Annotated in this window: 15 protein-coding genes; 7 read left to right on the top strand and 8 right to left on the bottom strand. The window is 35.7% G+C overall.

Annotation, left to right across the window (positions count from 1 at the left end):
• Positions 1-17: 17 nt before the first annotated feature.
• The 3 genes from ACNQGD_RS04040 to ACNQGD_RS04030 form a co-directional block, all read right to left on the bottom strand.
• On the bottom strand, positions 18-674 hold the full coding sequence (locus tag ACNQGD_RS04040) for an aspartate kinase (protein ID WP_417994758.1): 657 nt from the start codon (positions 672-674) through the stop codon (positions 18-20).
• Between the two features lie 109 nt (positions 675-783).
• Positions 784-1,143: a YraN family protein gene (locus ACNQGD_RS04035; RefSeq protein ID WP_417998389.1), complete on the bottom strand. Its 360-nt coding sequence runs from the start codon at positions 1,141-1,143 to the stop codon at positions 784-786.
• A gap of 84 nt (positions 1,144-1,227) precedes the next feature.
• Complete coding sequence (locus tag ACNQGD_RS04030; RefSeq protein ID WP_417998633.1) at positions 1,228-2,124, bottom strand: S66 peptidase family protein; 897 nt, start codon at positions 2,122-2,124, stop codon at positions 1,228-1,230.
• A gap of 268 nt (positions 2,125-2,392) precedes the next feature.
• Here ACNQGD_RS04030 and ACNQGD_RS04025 point away from each other — a divergent pair, with 268 nt between their 5' ends.
• The 3 genes from ACNQGD_RS04025 (at position 2,393) to amaB (ending at position 5,887) form a co-directional block, all read left to right on the top strand.
• Positions 2,393-3,502 (top strand): endonuclease/exonuclease/phosphatase family protein, encoded by a 1,110-nt coding sequence (locus ACNQGD_RS04025; protein ID WP_417994756.1) that lies wholly within the window; start codon positions 2,393-2,395, stop codon positions 3,500-3,502.
• Between the two features lie 91 nt (positions 3,503-3,593).
• Positions 3,594-4,133 carry a 3-hydroxyanthranilate 3,4-dioxygenase gene (locus tag ACNQGD_RS04020; protein WP_417998388.1) on the top strand — a complete coding sequence of 180 codons (540 nt, stop codon included), beginning with the start codon at positions 3,594-3,596 and terminating at the stop codon, positions 4,131-4,133.
• Between the two features lie 206 nt (positions 4,134-4,339).
• On the top strand, positions 4,340-5,887 hold the full coding sequence (gene amaB, locus ACNQGD_RS04015; RefSeq protein WP_417998387.1) for an L-piperidine-6-carboxylate dehydrogenase: 1,548 nt from the start codon (positions 4,340-4,342) through the stop codon (positions 5,885-5,887).
• 286 nt (positions 5,888-6,173) lie between these two features.
• Here amaB and ACNQGD_RS04010 read toward each other — a convergent pair whose 3' ends face one another.
• The 5 genes from ACNQGD_RS04010 to ACNQGD_RS03990 form a co-directional block, all read right to left on the bottom strand.
• Entirely contained in the window at positions 6,174-6,899 is a 726-nt protein-coding gene (locus tag ACNQGD_RS04010; protein WP_417998386.1) for a metallophosphoesterase family protein, read from the bottom strand.
• Positions 6,900-7,579: 680 nt separating this feature from the next.
• Entirely contained in the window at positions 7,580-8,719 is a 1,140-nt protein-coding gene (locus ACNQGD_RS04005; RefSeq protein ID WP_417998385.1) for an ATP-binding protein, read from the bottom strand.
• A gap of 52 nt (positions 8,720-8,771) precedes the next feature.
• Positions 8,772-9,161, bottom strand: coding sequence for a four helix bundle protein (locus tag ACNQGD_RS04000; RefSeq protein WP_417998384.1), 390 nt, complete (start codon positions 9,159-9,161; stop codon positions 8,772-8,774).
• 47 nt (positions 9,162-9,208) lie between these two features.
• Entirely contained in the window at positions 9,209-9,961 is a 753-nt protein-coding gene (locus ACNQGD_RS03995; protein ID WP_417998383.1) for an SDR family NAD(P)-dependent oxidoreductase, read from the bottom strand.
• Positions 9,962-10,109: 148 nt separating this feature from the next.
• Complete coding sequence (locus ACNQGD_RS03990) at positions 10,110-10,982, bottom strand: aldo/keto reductase (protein ID WP_417998382.1); 873 nt, start codon at positions 10,980-10,982, stop codon at positions 10,110-10,112.
• Between the two features lie 212 nt (positions 10,983-11,194).
• Here ACNQGD_RS03990 and ACNQGD_RS03985 point away from each other — a divergent pair, with 212 nt between their 5' ends.
• The 4 genes from ACNQGD_RS03985 (at position 11,195) to ACNQGD_RS03970 (ending at position 15,795) form a co-directional block, all read left to right on the top strand.
• Positions 11,195-12,199 carry an AAA family ATPase gene (locus tag ACNQGD_RS03985; protein WP_417998381.1) on the top strand — a complete coding sequence of 335 codons (1,005 nt, stop codon included), beginning with the start codon at positions 11,195-11,197 and terminating at the stop codon, positions 12,197-12,199.
• Positions 12,200-12,280: 81 nt separating this feature from the next.
• The gene (locus tag ACNQGD_RS03980; RefSeq protein ID WP_417998380.1) at positions 12,281-13,144 is read left to right on the top strand and encodes a DUF58 domain-containing protein; all 864 of its coding nucleotides are present in this window, start codon (positions 12,281-12,283) and stop codon (positions 13,142-13,144) included.
• 18 nt (positions 13,145-13,162) lie between these two features.
• On the top strand, positions 13,163-14,794 hold the full coding sequence (locus ACNQGD_RS03975; RefSeq protein WP_417998379.1) for a hypothetical protein: 1,632 nt from the start codon (positions 13,163-13,165) through the stop codon (positions 14,792-14,794).
• A complete protein-coding gene (locus ACNQGD_RS03970; protein ID WP_417994745.1) occupies positions 14,794-15,795 on the top strand; it encodes a vWA domain-containing protein in 1,002 nt (333 codons plus the stop codon). The genes ACNQGD_RS03975 and ACNQGD_RS03970 overlap by 1 nt, the downstream gene beginning before the upstream one ends.
• Positions 15,796-15,827: the final 32 nt, after the last annotated feature.

Here is a 15,827-nt window from a genome sequence, read left to right as displayed (position 1 = left end):
TATAATGAAGTTTTAAATTAATTCTTCAAATCCTTAATTACTTTGAAAGCTACATCCACTTGTTCTTCACTCACTAAAATGGTAAACTCATTAGAAGTCGAAATTACTTCGTTGATAATGATTCCTTCCCAAGCCAAGCGTTGAAAAATGAAATAGTAAATCCCCGGAACCACAATGTTTTCTTTAGGTAATTTTACCGTAATCGAAGCCAGATTATCTAATTTTTGAATCAATTTTTCATTGGCAAAATGTTTGTCGACTAAGTGAGTGATGCTATTGCTAACCACAATGTTAGTTTCATTCACACCTCTGGAGGAAGTGTAAAAAATATCTGGAAATGAATTTATGTCAGTGATTAAGTCAGCTTGTTTATTTAAAATGGTATCAGAAGCGGCAAAGGTATAATCAGTCAAGGCAGAACGAACAGTGATCTCACCGATGTTTTTTATAACTTTATTGATTTTATGATTTAACCTGAAATCTAATTCTTCCGTTAATCTTTTTAAAGCCATTACAACAGCGCCTTGTTTTACTTCCTTGCCAAATTCACTTTCTAATTCGGTCATTATGTTTCGGGATAATGAGGTCAAATTAATGATGCCTAATGATAGTGCATTCAGCAAAAAAGGCTTTGTTTTGATGTAGTTTTCTACAATGGAAGAAACAGTTTTCATGATGTAATTTTTTTAGTTGGTTGTTATTATACGCGTAGTCAGTGTGTAAATAGGACGCAAATATAAATAAAAAACAATTTGTTACAAATATAACATCAAGAAAAAATAACTAAAAGTGATAAAAAGCATCGATAAGATGCTCAATTACAAAAGATTTACCTTCTTTATGAATGGCTATTATGTCAAAACGGACTTCAATATCTAAATCTCTTTCGTTGACAAACGCATCTACTGCTTTCACAAGAAGCTGGATTTTTTTTGGTTTTACAAAATCTTGCGGCAAGCCAAATTCTAATGAAGAACGAGTTTTGACTTCAATAACAGCAAGTGTATTTTGTTTTTGAGCGAGAATGTCTATTTCGGCTTTTTGGAAAGTCCAGTTGGTTTCTAAAATAGTGTAGCCGTCTTTCCTTAGAAATTCGACCGCCATTTCTTCTCCAAGTTTTCCGAGCTCGTTGTGTTCCGCCATGAATTAAGTGTTCAGTATTCCGCCTCCGTTTTCAAACTTCTGCAATCAAAAATCGTTACTCTACAATCAAAAATAAAATTGCCTTTATTCAAAAACCAGCGTACTGCATTTTTCATTGACATTGATAGTCACAGTGTTTCCTAAAATCAACGCTCTATTGTCTTGAATATGACCAGCAGGAAAATTATATAAGATAGGAATATTGTATTTTTTGGTAACATCCTCGATGATTTCTATGGCATTTTTCCCCCATGGAATGTCATTATCCTTCATCTTTGTCATGGAACCCACAACAATTCCTTTGATGCTTTCGAGGCAACCATTTCGTTTTAAATTCATCATCATACGGTCAATGTGATACAAATATTCATCTAAATCTTCTATAAACAAGATTTTATCAGAACAATCAATTGCGGATGGTGAACCCAACAAACTGTACAAAATCGATAAATTACCGCCCACTAATTCTCCGGTAGCTTTTCCGGGTTTATTCATTATAAAAGGAGCTATAGTATAGGATAGTTCTTCGCCAAACAAGGCAATTCGCATAGTTTCTATCGCTTGAGGAGTTGCTCTTGGAGCGGTTATCGGCATGATTCCGTGAATGGATTTGTAACCCATTGTATTCAAATGATTGTGTAAAACAGTCACATCGCTGAATCCAACAATCCATTTTGGATTTTTTTTGAACGCAGTAAAATCCAATAAATCAATCATTCGCACGGTTCCATAGCCGCCTTTTACGCACCAGATTGCTTTGATGTTTGGATTGTCCAGTTGTTGCTGAAAATCGGCTGCGCGTTGTTCGTCTGTTCCGGCTAATTGATTATTGTCCAAGCCTATGGTGCTGCCAATGACAACTTCAAGACCCCAACTGTGCAATAAATCGATAGCGGGTTTTAAGTTATCATCTGTATTTTTTCTGGCTGTTGCCAAAATAGCTACGGTATCTCCTTTTTGTAAATTTGGTGGTGTAATCATTTTGTATTGGGCTTGACTGTTGAAAGATTGTAAAACAAAAATAAGGAATAGAAATTTATATAAAACAAGATGGTGTAGTGTAAAAGTAAATCGGTTTGCAGTCATGTTGTATTGTTTTTTCTAAAATAATTTGAATCATGGAGTCTTGAAAAGACAAAACAAAGATAGACAATTAGAAAATAATTTTAAGTTCACGCCCAAATGACTATTTTTACAATAAACAGATTCAAAAAGGAATCTAATCAACAACTGGAAATAAATGATACTTATGAGAATTACGTACTGGATTCCTGTTCTTTTTTTATTTTTTCCAATAGTAAAATCTACTGCGCAACAGAAAAAATACGTCATTCATACCGTTGCATTTTATAATTTCGAGAACCTTTTTGACACCATAAATGATACCGCCACTTTTGATGAAGAATGGACTCCAACAGGTTTACAGCGTTGGACATTTGATAAATATCAAAAGAAACTTGGAAACTTAGCCCGCGTTTTATCTGAAATAGGTTCTGGTGAAAATACCGATTCGCCTACATTTATTGGCGGTTGTGAAATAGAAAATAGAGGCGTTTTAGAAGATTTAGTCAAGCAGCCCAAACTGATTGAGAAAGACTACGGAATCATTCATTTTGATTCGCCTGACAAAAGAGGAATCGATGTGGCACTGCTGTATCAAAAAAAGAAATTTCAGCCCACCAGTTACAGCAATATTCCCTTATACATTTATAAAGAAGACGGGAATACAAATGAAAGTTCCAAAGCCAATTCTGAAGAAAAAACAGATGATGAATTGCAAGTGAGTACCAAAAATTATCGGGTTTACACACGAGATCAATTGTTGGTAACCGGATTTCTCGACGGCGAGGAAATCAATATTATTGTCAATCACTGGCCGTCCCGTTCTGGTGGAGAGAAAAAATCAAGTCCGTTTCGGGAAGCCGCAGGAGCATTAAATCGAAAAATAATAGACTCTTTGCAACGCATAAATCCAAATGCAAAAGTAATTACTTTGGGCGATTTGAATGACGGACCGTATAATAAAAGTGTCAAATTTGGGCTTGGCGCCAAAGCAAAAAAGGCAGAGGTACTTCCTTTTGGGATTTACAATCCATTCGAAGAAATGGCCAAAAAAGGATTTGGAACCATTGCATTTCGGGATGCATGGGATGTTTTTGACCAAATAATGGTTTCCGAAACCTTGCTGCAAACGGACTATTCGAGCTTTCGATATTGGAAAGCCGGAATTTACAACAAGTCATTTTTGATACAAACCAGCGGACAATACAAAGGCTATCCGTTGCGACATTCCACCACCGAAATTGGGTTTAGCGACCATTTTCCCGTCTATATTTATTTGATTAAGGAGAAAAGATAATGAGATGCTGTGCTATTGAGAAAAATTGTTAGGTACTATAATTTAAAATCTTACTACCTTAGTACCTTAGAAACTTAGAACTTCAGAAAAAATGGCAATAGCAAAACCTTTCAACCTAAATAAATGGATTGACGAAAACCGTCATCTCCTAAAACCACCCGTTGGTAATAGAAACTTGTACAGAGAATCCGGTGATTATATCGTCATGATTGTTGCGGGTCCAAACGCCCGAAAAGACTATCATTACAATGAAACCGAAGAGTTGTTTTACCAACTTGAAGGCTCCATCAAAGTGATTATTCAAGAAGATGGCGAGCGCAAGGAAATGGAATTGCATGCCGGTGATATGTACCTTCATCCTGCTAAAATTCCGCATTCTCCGGTGCGTTCCGAAGGTTCTATAGGGCTTGTCATCGAACGAAAAAGAGTTGGAAAAGGCTATACAGATGGTTTATTGTGGTTTTGCGATAACTGCAATCAAAAGCTACATGAGGTTTATTTTGAACTGCATAATATCGAGAATGATTTCTTGCCTCATTTTGAACATTTTTACAATTCAGAACAATTGAAAACCTGCAAAAAATGCGGCGCCAAGATGGAAACCGACCCTAGATTTGTTGCCAATAAATAATTTAATGCTGAATTTATTTCAGTATCGGGAGCTATTCCCGCTATACGTTCTATCTTTTGCGGTCTCGTAAAAAAAAACGAGACCGCAAAAGGATGCCACTTCTATCGGGGCTAAAAAGCGTAAAATAAAAGGAGCAATGTTTAGTTTTTCACGTTAAATCAATATATTTGTAAAAAAATATAACAATTTTTAATAAAAAAGTTACAATGATAACAATAGCAGATCAATTCGGAATCAAAGAAGCCCTCAAGCAATTAGGGATTGAGGAGGTAAATGAAGGAACATCAACTGGAGCAGCTAATTTTGCCAACGGAAAAATCATCGAAAGTTATTCACCAGCAGATGGGACTTTAATTGGAAAAGTAAAAACATCTTCTAAAGAAGATTATGAAAAAGCGATGCAAAAAGCTTCAGAAGCTTTTTTAGAATGGCGTATGGTTCCTGCTCCTAAAAGAGGGGATATCGTTCGTCAGATGGGAGATGAATTAAGAAAATTCAAAGAGCCTCTTGGAAAACTGGTTTCTTATGAAATGGGAAAAAGTCTTCAAGAAGGATATGGTGAAGTTCAGGAAATGATTGATATCTGTGATTTTGCGGTGGGATTATCCCGTCAATTGTACGGATTAACCATGCATTCTGAAAGACCTTTACACAGAATGTATGAGCAATACCATCCAATAGGAACCGTAGGAATCATTTCGGCGTTTAACTTTCCGGTAGCAGTTTGGAGTTGGAACGCAATGATTGCTTGGGTTTGTGGTGATGTTGCGATTTGGAAACCAAGTTCAAAAGTGCCTTTATGTGGAGTGGCTTGTCAGAATATTATCAAAACAGTTTTAAAAAGAAATAACGTTCCTGAAGGCGTTAGTTGTTTGGTTACAGGAAACGAATCAGGAGATTTAATCAATAATGACAAAAGAATTTCGTTAGTTTCTTTTACAGGATCAACTAGAATAGGACGCCACGTATCAAAAATCGTTGCAGAGCGTTTTGGAAATACCATCCTTGAATTAGGAGGAAACAATGCGATTATCGTTTCGGAACATGCGGATATTAGTATGGTATTGGTGGGAGCTGTTTTTGGAGCGGTAGGAACAGCAGGACAACGTTGCACATCGACCAGACGTTTAATCATTCACGAAAGTGTGTATGATAAAACCATAAGCGTATTGAAAAATGCGTACGGTCAATTACAAATTGGAAATCCATTGGATGAGAATAATCACGTTGGACCGCTTATCGATAAAGGTGCTGTTCAAGATTATCTGACTGCGATTGAAAGTGCCAAAAAAGAAGGTGGAAAAATCATCGTTGCAGGCGGATTGATGGAAGGCGAAGGATATGAAAGTGGTTGTTATGTAAGACCTTGCATCATTGAAGCTGAAAATCATTTTGACATCGTTCAAACAGAAACTTTCGCCCCTATTTTATACGTAATGAAATACAGCACAATTGAAGAAGCGATTGCGCTGCAAAACGGAGTTCCACAAGGACTTTCTTCTTCTATTTTTACAAACAGCATGAGAGAAATGGAATTGTTCCTTTCTCAATCGGGTTCTGATTGTGGAATTGCCAATGTTAATATTGGTACTTCCGGAGCAGAAATTGGTGGTGCTTTTGGTGGTGAAAAAGAAACCGGTGGCGGACGTGAATCTGGTTCTGATGCTTGGAAAGCCTACATGAGAAGACAAACTAATACGATTAATTACGGAACACAATTACCATTGGCACAAGGAATAAAATTTGATTTGTAGGAACAAATTATAACATACTAAAAAAGGCAATTTGAAATTTTAAAATTGCCTTTTTTAGTATTAAAAATTCCTTGGAAACGTAGTGAAAAAACATGATGGCCTTTGTACGGTAGTCTAACCCGTTATACACATTGAAAAAAAAACTATTTCTACAGCAATAACAAAATTAAAAATGTCCCAACAAATATAGTTAGACTTAGCCGATTTTTTTATTATAAAGCATGTACAAGTGTTAGTGTACAAGTGATAGATTGCTTTATTGCATAGGTTAAAGAAAATAGGACATCTAATTTCTTCCTTTCTCGTCAAAATACAATTGGTTTAAAGGTTCGCTTTGCCAGAATTCCTTGCTGTCAATATCCATAATAGTCAGCGGTCCTTTGAAAGCCGCTCCGGTATCTACATTCCAAATATTTGCCTTTTGAATTGGGGTTGTTTCGCCTATTCGCGTAACGGGCGTGTGACCAATATAAATTTCGTTGTATAAGGTAAAACGCTTTGGGTAGAAAATGTCATCTGTTCTCATGGTTTTATCTAAAGCCAAAGCCGTTTCCCATAAGGTTCTGTCCCAATAGAAAAGTCCGGGAAAATATTCAAAATCGACACCGTTCATATTAGTGAAGCCAGCATGAACAAACAGACGACGTTGCTCGTCTAAATAAAAATTTTCTAGCGATTTTAGAAATTCAATATGTTTTTGCTTCGTTTCTACGCTGACTGATTCATAGGCCACAACAGTTGCTTCGCCCCCATGTTTGTACCACAACAGATTGTCTTTGCTTTCGTCAAGCCATTCCAGCAATAAATCATCATGATTTCCGCGAATACAAACACAGTTCTGTTTGGTTTTCAAATCAATAATAAAATCAAGTACCTGAGGGGATTGGCTCCAGCCGTCAACGTAATCACCCAGAAAAATCAGGGTGTCATTTTTAGTAACGTTGGCTCGCTCCATAATTTGGTGTAGTGCGCGCAACCCACCGTGTATATCGCCTATAACAAGTGTTCTCATGTATGCTTTGTTCTTTTATTAATGTAAAAATAACAGAAAAAGGGGTGTTATTTTTCAAGTTATAAAATTAGGTAAAAGAGTACTGAACTACGCTTTTTTAACTAAATAAAAAGGTATTCTATTTTAAAGAGTCTTTTTTTACTAAAATTGAAACTAAAAATGCATTAATAGAAAGCTAAAATATCACTGTTTTTAGTGATTGTTTTATTTGATATTTCAATTTAGTTTTACAAAAATAAAATTATTTTCCAATGGATGCAATCTTCGCACTATCGCTGCTGTTAGCTAAAATAATCTGTCAAGTTTTAAAGGAATTGTTAAGTTTGATTTAGCGTTTATAATGAATATTTCAAGTCATTCTTAATTTGTCTGACAAACGCTTAAAACCAAGAGGAAGGGATTGTTTTTATCTCTTTCGGCTAGCTGTGTTTCTAAAAAAAATTAACAAAAAAGCAATAAATACCCAAGAATTTGAGATCAAGTTAGTGAGTGCTATTCAGTGTAAATTTCTAAAACTAGATGCAGTCAATAGTGTTTTATGTGCTTATTACAAATGACGTAATTTGAATCAAGAATAGGTCCTCGTTAATCCCGTATTCTGAAAATAATCCATTCGAAAATACAATATATACTGATGTATTGCTTTTTTTCATGGGATAAATTTTTGTGAATAGATGCAATTATTGTACATCATATTTCATTTTTCTTAAAATTCGCAAGGCTTCTTTAAAAGACAAATACACTTGGGCAAAGGGTTTCAAAAGCAGCTTGGCGTCAATCAATTTTTGTTTGGCTTCATCAAAACCGTTGAGGTAGCAAATCATGTAGGTAGAAGGCAGGTTTTCTAAATCTTTGTGTTCCCGCTCGGATAACGAAAGTCCTTTTTGGAGTTTATTTAACAAAGCCATATTGGCATTGTAAATATGGAACAGCATTTTTTTGTTGAATTCCGGTGGCTGAAACAGCATTTCTCTTTCTATTTTGTAATACCCATTGTCATGAAAATGAATCGTTTGTTTTTCTAAAGGATAGTAGCTTGTTTTATCATTCAAGCCTAACGGAACGTATTCAATAATGGTAAAAGTATCTTCATCGAAAGTGATTTCAACTACATCCTGAGCTGAATAGAATAACTTGATTTGTTCGTTTATAAGTTCGATATCCACACGCGACAGATAGGTTTTGTCACGGGATTTTTTGGCAATTCCTGCCCAGCAAATCACGAATAATTCTTTGAATACTTTATACTTTGGCGCCATGTCCTTGTGCCTGAAATTCATGAAATCAATCACGCCATCAAGTGTGTATTCAATGCTGTTTCGGGAGTTGTTTTCGATGCCAATTACGGTTTCCGTGTTCTGGTAATTCTTTTCGATTTCGCCTTCAATTGGCATCGTGTTACTGCCTCTTCGTATGAAAATACTATTGGCAGGAATTGTGTGAATTCCTTTTTTGAAATGGGAAGTTTTGCTTTTTGGCTTGACCGTAACCAGCCCGATAACTTTATCTTTTGGCAAATTTGGGAAAGGCACGTTTTCGTACTGAATCTTTGGAGGATTTTCCAGATAGGCATTCACTAAATTCTGAATCCGGCTGTCGTCAAAAAAGTCATCCCCAACAATAGTATTGTCTTGATCTTCAACACCCACGACGATATAGGAATTATTCGTGGGGTTTGAATTGGAGAGCGCGCAAATGTGTTTGAGAAACTTTGCTTTTCCTTCCCGTGTATGCAAGTTCAACTGACGCTTTTTGTCAAAAAAACTGCTCTCATCATTGTGAGCGAGCAGGTTTTTAATAAGAATGCGTTTGTTGATCATCGGTATTGATTATTATTTATTTCTATTTTTTATTGTTGTTAAGGCTTATTCATTAATCATATTTTGATCCTTTTCTATCAGAACTTTTTAAAAAATTCATAAATTTTGAAATTTGGTCGATTATAATTTGAGATTTTAAAGTTAACTCCAAATAGTTTTCTTCGTTGATGTGTTTTCTATCGAAGGACCTTTGTAATTGTGCTTTTGTTTCACAACAGGAACCTCTTGAATAACTCAAAAAAGTAATAAATTCTTTGTTTCCTCCCCGGCGAAAACCCTCAGCAATATTATCCATAACTGACCCAGAAGACCCATTGATTTGATCCCTTAATTTATAATCTTGACCAAGAGTTGTGTTTTGAATTAAATGCCAAACGTGATTACTTTGTTCTCTAGCTAATTGATAGATTCCCATTTCCTCAAAAGAATTGTAATTCGCCATATTTGAAGGGTTAATAAATAATAATAGAAATAAAAAATTAACAATAATCAATCTCTTTTTAAAATAGTTGCTGCAGCTTGTGCGGTTGGTAGCACCATCAAATCGGCAATATTTACATGATACGGTCTGGAAACTACAAAATGAATGATGTCAGCAATATCTTCAGGATGTAATGGCTCAAAACCTTTGTAAACATTGTCAGCTCTGTCTGTATCGCCCTTGAAACGCACTTCGCTAAACTCCGTTTCCACCATTCCGGGATTAATGGCGCCCACCCGAATCCCATAAGGATTTAAGTCCATTCGCATGGCTTGATTCAAGGCATCAACAGCATGTTTGGAGGCACAATAGACGTTTCCGTTTGGGTATACTTCTTTTCCGGCGATGGAACCAATGTTGATGATGTGACCCGATTTTCGTTCGATCATTTGCGGTATTACAGCTTTCGAAACATATAATAGCCCTTTTACATTGATGTCAATCATCGCATCCCAATCGTCTAAATCTCCAGATTGTATGGGGTCTAACCCGTGTGCATTGCCGGCATTATTAATTAAGACATCAATTTTAGAAAAGGCTTCCGGCAAGGAATTGATGCTTTCAAATACAGCATTTTTATCGCGAACATCAAAGGATAAAGTATGGACTTCTGTAATTTCCCGAAGTTCTTTTTCTAGGACTGATAATCGGTCTTGGCGGCGGCCGCAAAGAATAATTTTATAATTATTTTTAGCTAATATTTGTGCTGTTGCTTTACCAATTCCGCTGGTGGCACCAGTTATTAAGGCTATTTTATTCATGTGTTTTATTGTATTATATTTAGGATTAATGTCTCATAAAAACATTAAATACGATAAATTTACTTTTTCTAATTTTTATATGTAGAATAGATTTAGCAGTTGCTGCATCTAAATTTTTTTGACTGAACATGGAGCCTGAAATCTAATTTTAAGCCACATTATTACCCATGCTCTCTGACCAAATGGCAAACCAATCTTCTTGTTCCAATTCTAATTCAACAGCCTTCATCAAGGATTGAATTCGGGCTACATTTACCGTTCCTGCAATGGGAATAACTCTAGCAGGATGTTTAAGAATCCACGAAAGTAAAATCGTATCCGAACCTAAATGGTATTTTGAAACTAATTTTGCCAGTAAATTTTTCAAACGTCTGGTTTGCGAAATATCTTGCCTAAAAGTGATGCCAAGTGGATTCCAGGACATTGGACGGATGTTGTTGGTTTGCATATAATCAAAACTTCCGTCAACCATAGGTTCGAAGTTGGTGGCCGAAAATTTGACCTGATTGTACAAAACTTCTGTTTTCTGACGTATCAATTCTGTTTGCGTAGTGGTGAAATTAGAAAGTCCAAAATCAATAATTTTCCCATCCGATTTTAGTTTTAAAACGGCTTCGGCAATTTCATCGGCTTGCATCAAAGGACTGGGCCTGTGAAGTAAAAGAACATCCAAATAATCAGTGTGTAAATTTTTCAAGGAATTCTCAACAGACCAGATGATGTAATCTTTTGAATATTCATAATGTTTTATAGTATTGATGCGGTTTTCCGTCACCATTTGAATCCCACATTTGGATATCAATTGCATTTTTTCTCTGTCAATTTTACTCGAGGCAAAGGCTTTTCCAAAATCAGATTCGGTGGTGTAATCGCCATATATATCGGCATGATCGAAAGTGGTAATTTTATTCTCTAAGCACACATTAATCATGTTTTCCATTTCTTTAGTATTGAGATTTTTATCCCAAACACCCCAATTCATTACACCAGCTACAATAGGCGATAATTCTGTTTTATTCATTGTTTTTATTTTTTATTAAAATTGATAATTCTGCTATTTCAAAGTAGTTTTTTCAAAGTTCTTAAAAATATAAAAATTGTATCACAATACATCCTTAAAATTAGGACTTTTATTGAAGTTTTAACCAATTTTTAACATCTTACTTCTAAAAAAAAATTCAATTTGCACCTTCAAAACTAAGGCATTTAATTTAAGGTTATAAAAACAATAAAATGGAAGATAATACAGCAACTTTAGACATCAGAGCAATCAATGAAAAAATTGAAAGAGAGAGTGCTTTTATAGACCTTCTCACCATGGAAATGAATAAGGTTATTGTGGGTCAAAAGCACATGGTAGAGCGTTTGTTAATTGGTCTTTTAGGTCAGGGACATATTTTATTGGAAGGAGTTCCCGGATTAGCCAAAACATTAGCCATAAATACCCTTTCCCAAGCCGTACACGGATCTTTCAGCAGAATACAGTTTACACCGGATTTATTGCCTGCCGATGTTGTAGGAACCATGATTTACAACATTAAGCAAAATGAATTTTCGATAAAAAAAGGTCCTATTTTTGCTAATTTTGTTCTTGCTGATGAGATTAACCGTGCTCCAGCCAAAGTGCAATCGGCATTGTTAGAAGCGATGCAGGAAAAGCAAGTGACCATTGGTGATACCACTTTTAAATTAGACCGACCGTTTTTAGTTTTAGCTACGCAAAATCCAATTGAGCAAGAAGGAACATACCAATTGCCTGAAGCGCAAGTCGATCGTTTTATGTTGAAAACAGTTATCGATTATCCAAAAATGGAAGACGAACGTTTGGTGATTCGTCAGAACCTAAAAGGAAGTTATGAGAAAGTAAATCCTGTAGTTTCAGTAGAGCAAATTTTGCGTGCTCAAGAAGCGGTTCGTGAGGTATACATGGATGAAAAAATAGAGAAATACATCCTTGATATTATTTTTGCCACAAGGTACCCGGAGAAATACAAATTGGCCGATTTAAAACCATTAATCAGTTTTGGAGCCTCCCCACGTGGAAGTATTAATTTAGCGACTGCCGCAAAATGTTACGCTTTTATCAAACGTCGCGGCTATGTAATTCCAGAAGATGTTCGTGCTGTAGTTCATGATGTATTGCGTCACAGAATTGGTGTTACTTATGAAGCGGAAGCCGAAAATATTACTTCGGTTGATATCATTAACAAAATCGTAAACGAAATAGAAGTACCTTAAAGTTTGTTTAATGTTTAAAGTTTTAAGTTGTTGGATTACAAACTTGGAACGTTGAACTTTTAAACTTTAAACAAATTAAAAATGGATACAAAAGACCTCTTAAAAAAAGTCCGGAAAATAGAAATCAAAACCCGAAGATTGAGCGATCACATCTTTTCGGGGGAATACCACACGTCTTTCAAAGGACGCGGAATGACGTTCAGTGAAGTGCGTCAGTACCAGTACGGCGATGATATTCGTGCTATTGATTGGAATGTTACCGCACGATACAACGAAGCGCATGTAAAGGTTTTTGAGGAAGAACGGGAATTGACCATGATGTTAATGGTAGATATTTCAGGATCTGAAAGTTTTGGTTCGAAAAACCAATTCAAGAAAGATATTGTCACGGAGATTGCCGCAACAATGGCTTTTTCGGCAACACAAAACAATGATAAAATAGGGTTGATTTTGTTTTCGGATGAGATTGAATTGTATATCCCTCCAAAAAAGGGACGATCGCACGTGCTGCGGATTATTCGGGAATTGATAGAATTTCAGCCCAAAAGTCGTAAAACAGATATTGCCCAGGCCTTGAAATTTTTATCGGGAACCCAGAAAAAGAAAGCAATTGTGTTTGTGATTTCTGATTTTATGTCGGACGATTATGAGCAAACATTAAAAATAGCATCCAAGAAACATGATATAACGGGCATTCGCGTGTACGATATTCGAGAAGAAAAAATGCCGGACTTAGGGATGGTTTCTATGCTTGATGCCGAAACCGGCGCAGTCGAATTGATAAATACCGGCTCGAAAGCAGTGCGAATGAATTATGAAAAACAGTACCATGATAAAGTAATTTATTTCAAAGAAACATTCAGTAAATCAGGTTCCGGTGTTGTAAATACACGAGTTGATGAGAGTTATGTGACAAAATTGCTGAGTTATTTTAAATCGAGATAAAGGGTTCAATAATAAAAGATGAAAAAACAATTATACCTACTATTATTGCTGCTTTCGACTGCTGTTTTTGCACAACAAAAGCAGGTAGTCACAAGTATTGACACGATTAAAAATAAAATTGGTGCCGAATTTAAACTGTCCATAAAAACGACTGTAGATACTTCGTCTAAAGTTATTTTTCCAAAACTAAAAAACTTTGGTGCTTTAGAGGTGATTCAGTCGTATCCTATTGATACTATAAAAATGGATGGCCGGTATGAATTAATCAAAAAATATGGTTTAACCCAGTTTGATTCCGGTAGATATGTTGTTCCAAGTATCAAGATTTTTATCGACAGCAAGCCGTTTATGACGGATTCACTGTTGGTTGAAGTGGCAAATGTCGAAGTGGATACTTTGAAACAAAAAATGTTCGACATTAAGGACATTGCTCCAGCGGATAATCCAATAGGCGACTGGTGGAAATACCTGTTGATTTTTGCTTTGATTATTGGCATTGGAGCGTTTATTTATTGGTTTATTAAAAAACGCCAAGAAAAGAAATTACTCGAAGAAATTTATAAAACGCCAATTGAGAAAGCCACCAGTTTGCTGGATACATTGGAGAAAAAAGAACTTTGGCAAAAAGGAGAAGTCAAAGCCTATTATAGTGAATTGACAGATATTGCCAGAAATTATATTGAAGAAGCCATAGAAATTCCAGCGATGGAAAGCACTACTTCGGAATTGATTCAAGGACTTAGAGCGGCTTCTGTCAAAAAGAAAATGACCCTTTCACAGGAAATTATCGAAAATCTGGAGCGTGTTTTGAAGCAAGCCGATTTAGTAAAATTTGCCAAGTCAAAGCCACTGGATTTTGAAATCACGGAGGACCGAAATAAGATTCAAAAAGCAATTCTGACATTAGACAGTTCTATTCCTGTGGAAGTACCAGTTGAGGAAGATGTGTTGTTGAATGAAGCGCAAAGACAAAAACAGATCCAAATTCAATTGCGCAAACAAAGAAACAAGCGAATTGTTACTGCTGTGGCCGTTGTTGTTTTTTTATTAGCCGCAACCACTACTTTTTTCATTGTAACCAAAGGATTTAGTTATGTAAAAGACAATATAATTGGTCATCCCACCAAAGAATTATTGGAAGGAGAATGGGTAAAAAGTGATTATGGAAATCCTGGAGTTATTATAGAAACACCAAAAGTGCTTAAGAGAGTAGATTTGACAAAAACACTTCCTAAAGATGGAATGGCTTTGATCAAAGAAATGCAGTCTTTTGCGTATGGAAGTGCTTTGGATCCTTTTTATCTGATGGTTTCTACTTTAAAATTTAAACAGGAGACACAAATAGATTTGACTAAATCGATGGATGGAATATTGCAATCAATGGAAGCTCAAGGCGCCCAAAATATGATTGTGAAGCAAGAGGAATTCGAAACCAAAGAAGGCGTTAAAGGCATTAAAGCATACGGTACTTTTTCGCAAATTAATGGAGACGATAAGTCAAGTGCAAAAATGTATTATGAAGCATTGCTGTTTAGTCAAGAAGGTGGATTACAACAGATTTTATTTTTTCATGAAGAAGGTGATGCCTATGCAAATGAAATATCAGAACGAGTTTTGAACTCTGTCGAATTAAAACAAACAAGTAAATAATGACTAAAGTAACTTTTTTAAACCCAGAGTTTTTTTGGTTGTTTATTCTAATTCCAGTAGCGATTGTATGGTTGTTACGGAAAAAGAACCATCAATCAGCCACATTAAAAATAAGTTCATTACAAGGATTTAAAGGTTCTAATTCCTATTTGACAAAGCTAAAACCCATGTTGAATGTGTTTAGAATTTTGGCTTTGTGCTCTTTGATTGTAGCCATGGCAAGACCAAGAACAGTGGATGTAAGTAATAAAACAAAAACGACTAAAGGAATTGATATTGTTATGGCAATTGACGTTTCCGGAAGTATGCTTGCCAAAGATTTGAAACCGGATCGAATGCAAGCACTTAAAAAATTGGCGTCAGACTTTGTTGAAGAAAGACCAAACGATAGAATTGGGCTTGTGGTGTATGCTTCGGAAGCGTATACAAAAACACCGGTAACCAGCGATAAAGCGGTTATTCTGGATGCCATAAGAAGTATAAAATACGATAATGTTTTAGTGGACGGAACCGGAATTGGAATGGGATTGGCCACAGCCGTAAACCGATTAAAAGACAGTAAAGCGAAGAGCAAAGTGGTTATTTTAATGACTGACGGGGTAAATAATGCCGGATTTATTGAGCCGGATACGGCTTCTGATATTGCGAAACAATACGGAATAAAAGTATATACAATAGGAATAGGGACAAACGGAATGGCGATGTTTCCCTATGCTATTGCGCCAAATGGAAAATTTCTTTTCCAAATGATGAAAGTGGAGATTGATGAGCAAATGATGAAAAAAATTGCTAATAATACCGGTGGAAAATATTTCAGAGCAACGAGCAACAGCAAATTAGCCGAAATTTATGCAACAATAAACAAGTTAGAAACCACTGAAATCGAAGAATTAAAATTTTATGATTATGATGAAAAATTCAGACCATTTGTATGGTTGGCTGGTTTTTTATTATTGTTTGAATTAGGATTGCGAAATACAGTTTTTAAAAGCTTTATATAATGACAGTTGCAGTTTTTAATTATGAACTGAGA

The organism is Flavobacterium glucosi (assembly GCF_048286535.1).
GTDB lineage: Bacteria > Bacteroidota > Bacteroidia > Flavobacteriales > Flavobacteriaceae > Flavobacterium.
Note: the sequence above shows the minus strand (reverse complement) of the source record. Positions and strands in the feature narration are given on the sequence as shown.

Bases quoted from the DNA above. Each gene is read 5' to 3' on its own strand.
- ACNQGD_RS03970 (WP_417994745.1), top strand. From the start codon at position 14,794: ATGACTAAAGTAACTTTTTTAAACCCAGAGTTTTTTTGGTTGTTTATT.
- ACNQGD_RS04010 (WP_417998386.1), bottom strand. From the start codon at position 6,899: ATGAGAACACTTGTTATAGGCGATATACACGGTGGGTTGCGCGCACTA.
- ACNQGD_RS04000 (WP_417998384.1), bottom strand. From the start codon at position 9,161: ATGGCGAATTACAATTCTTTTGAGGAAATGGGAATCTATCAATTAGCT.
- ACNQGD_RS04020 (WP_417998388.1), top strand. From the start codon at position 3,594: ATGGCAATAGCAAAACCTTTCAACCTAAATAAATGGATTGACGAAAAC.
- ACNQGD_RS03985 (WP_417998381.1), top strand. From the start codon at position 11,195: ATGGAAGATAATACAGCAACTTTAGACATCAGAGCAATCAATGAAAAA.
- ACNQGD_RS04040 (WP_417994758.1), bottom strand. From the start codon at position 674: ATGAAAACTGTTTCTTCCATTGTAGAAAACTACATCAAAACAAAGCCT.
- ACNQGD_RS04025 (WP_417994756.1), top strand. From the start codon at position 2,393: ATGAGAATTACGTACTGGATTCCTGTTCTTTTTTTATTTTTTCCAATA.
- ACNQGD_RS03975 (WP_417998379.1), top strand. From the start codon at position 13,163: ATGAAAAAACAATTATACCTACTATTATTGCTGCTTTCGACTGCTGTT.
- amaB (WP_417998387.1), top strand. From the start codon at position 4,340: ATGATAACAATAGCAGATCAATTCGGAATCAAAGAAGCCCTCAAGCAA.
- ACNQGD_RS03995 (WP_417998383.1), bottom strand. From the start codon at position 9,961: ATGAATAAAATAGCCTTAATAACTGGTGCCACCAGCGGAATTGGTAAA.
- ACNQGD_RS04030 (WP_417998633.1), bottom strand. From the start codon at position 2,124: ATGATTACACCACCAAATTTACAAAAAGGAGATACCGTAGCTATTTTG.
- ACNQGD_RS04035 (WP_417998389.1), bottom strand. From the start codon at position 1,143: ATGGCGGAACACAACGAGCTCGGAAAACTTGGAGAAGAAATGGCGGTC.
- ACNQGD_RS04005 (WP_417998385.1), bottom strand. From the start codon at position 8,719: ATGATCAACAAACGCATTCTTATTAAAAACCTGCTCGCTCACAATGAT.
- ACNQGD_RS03980 (WP_417998380.1), top strand. From the start codon at position 12,281: ATGGATACAAAAGACCTCTTAAAAAAAGTCCGGAAAATAGAAATCAAA.
- ACNQGD_RS03990 (WP_417998382.1), bottom strand. From the start codon at position 10,982: ATGAATAAAACAGAATTATCGCCTATTGTAGCTGGTGTAATGAATTGG.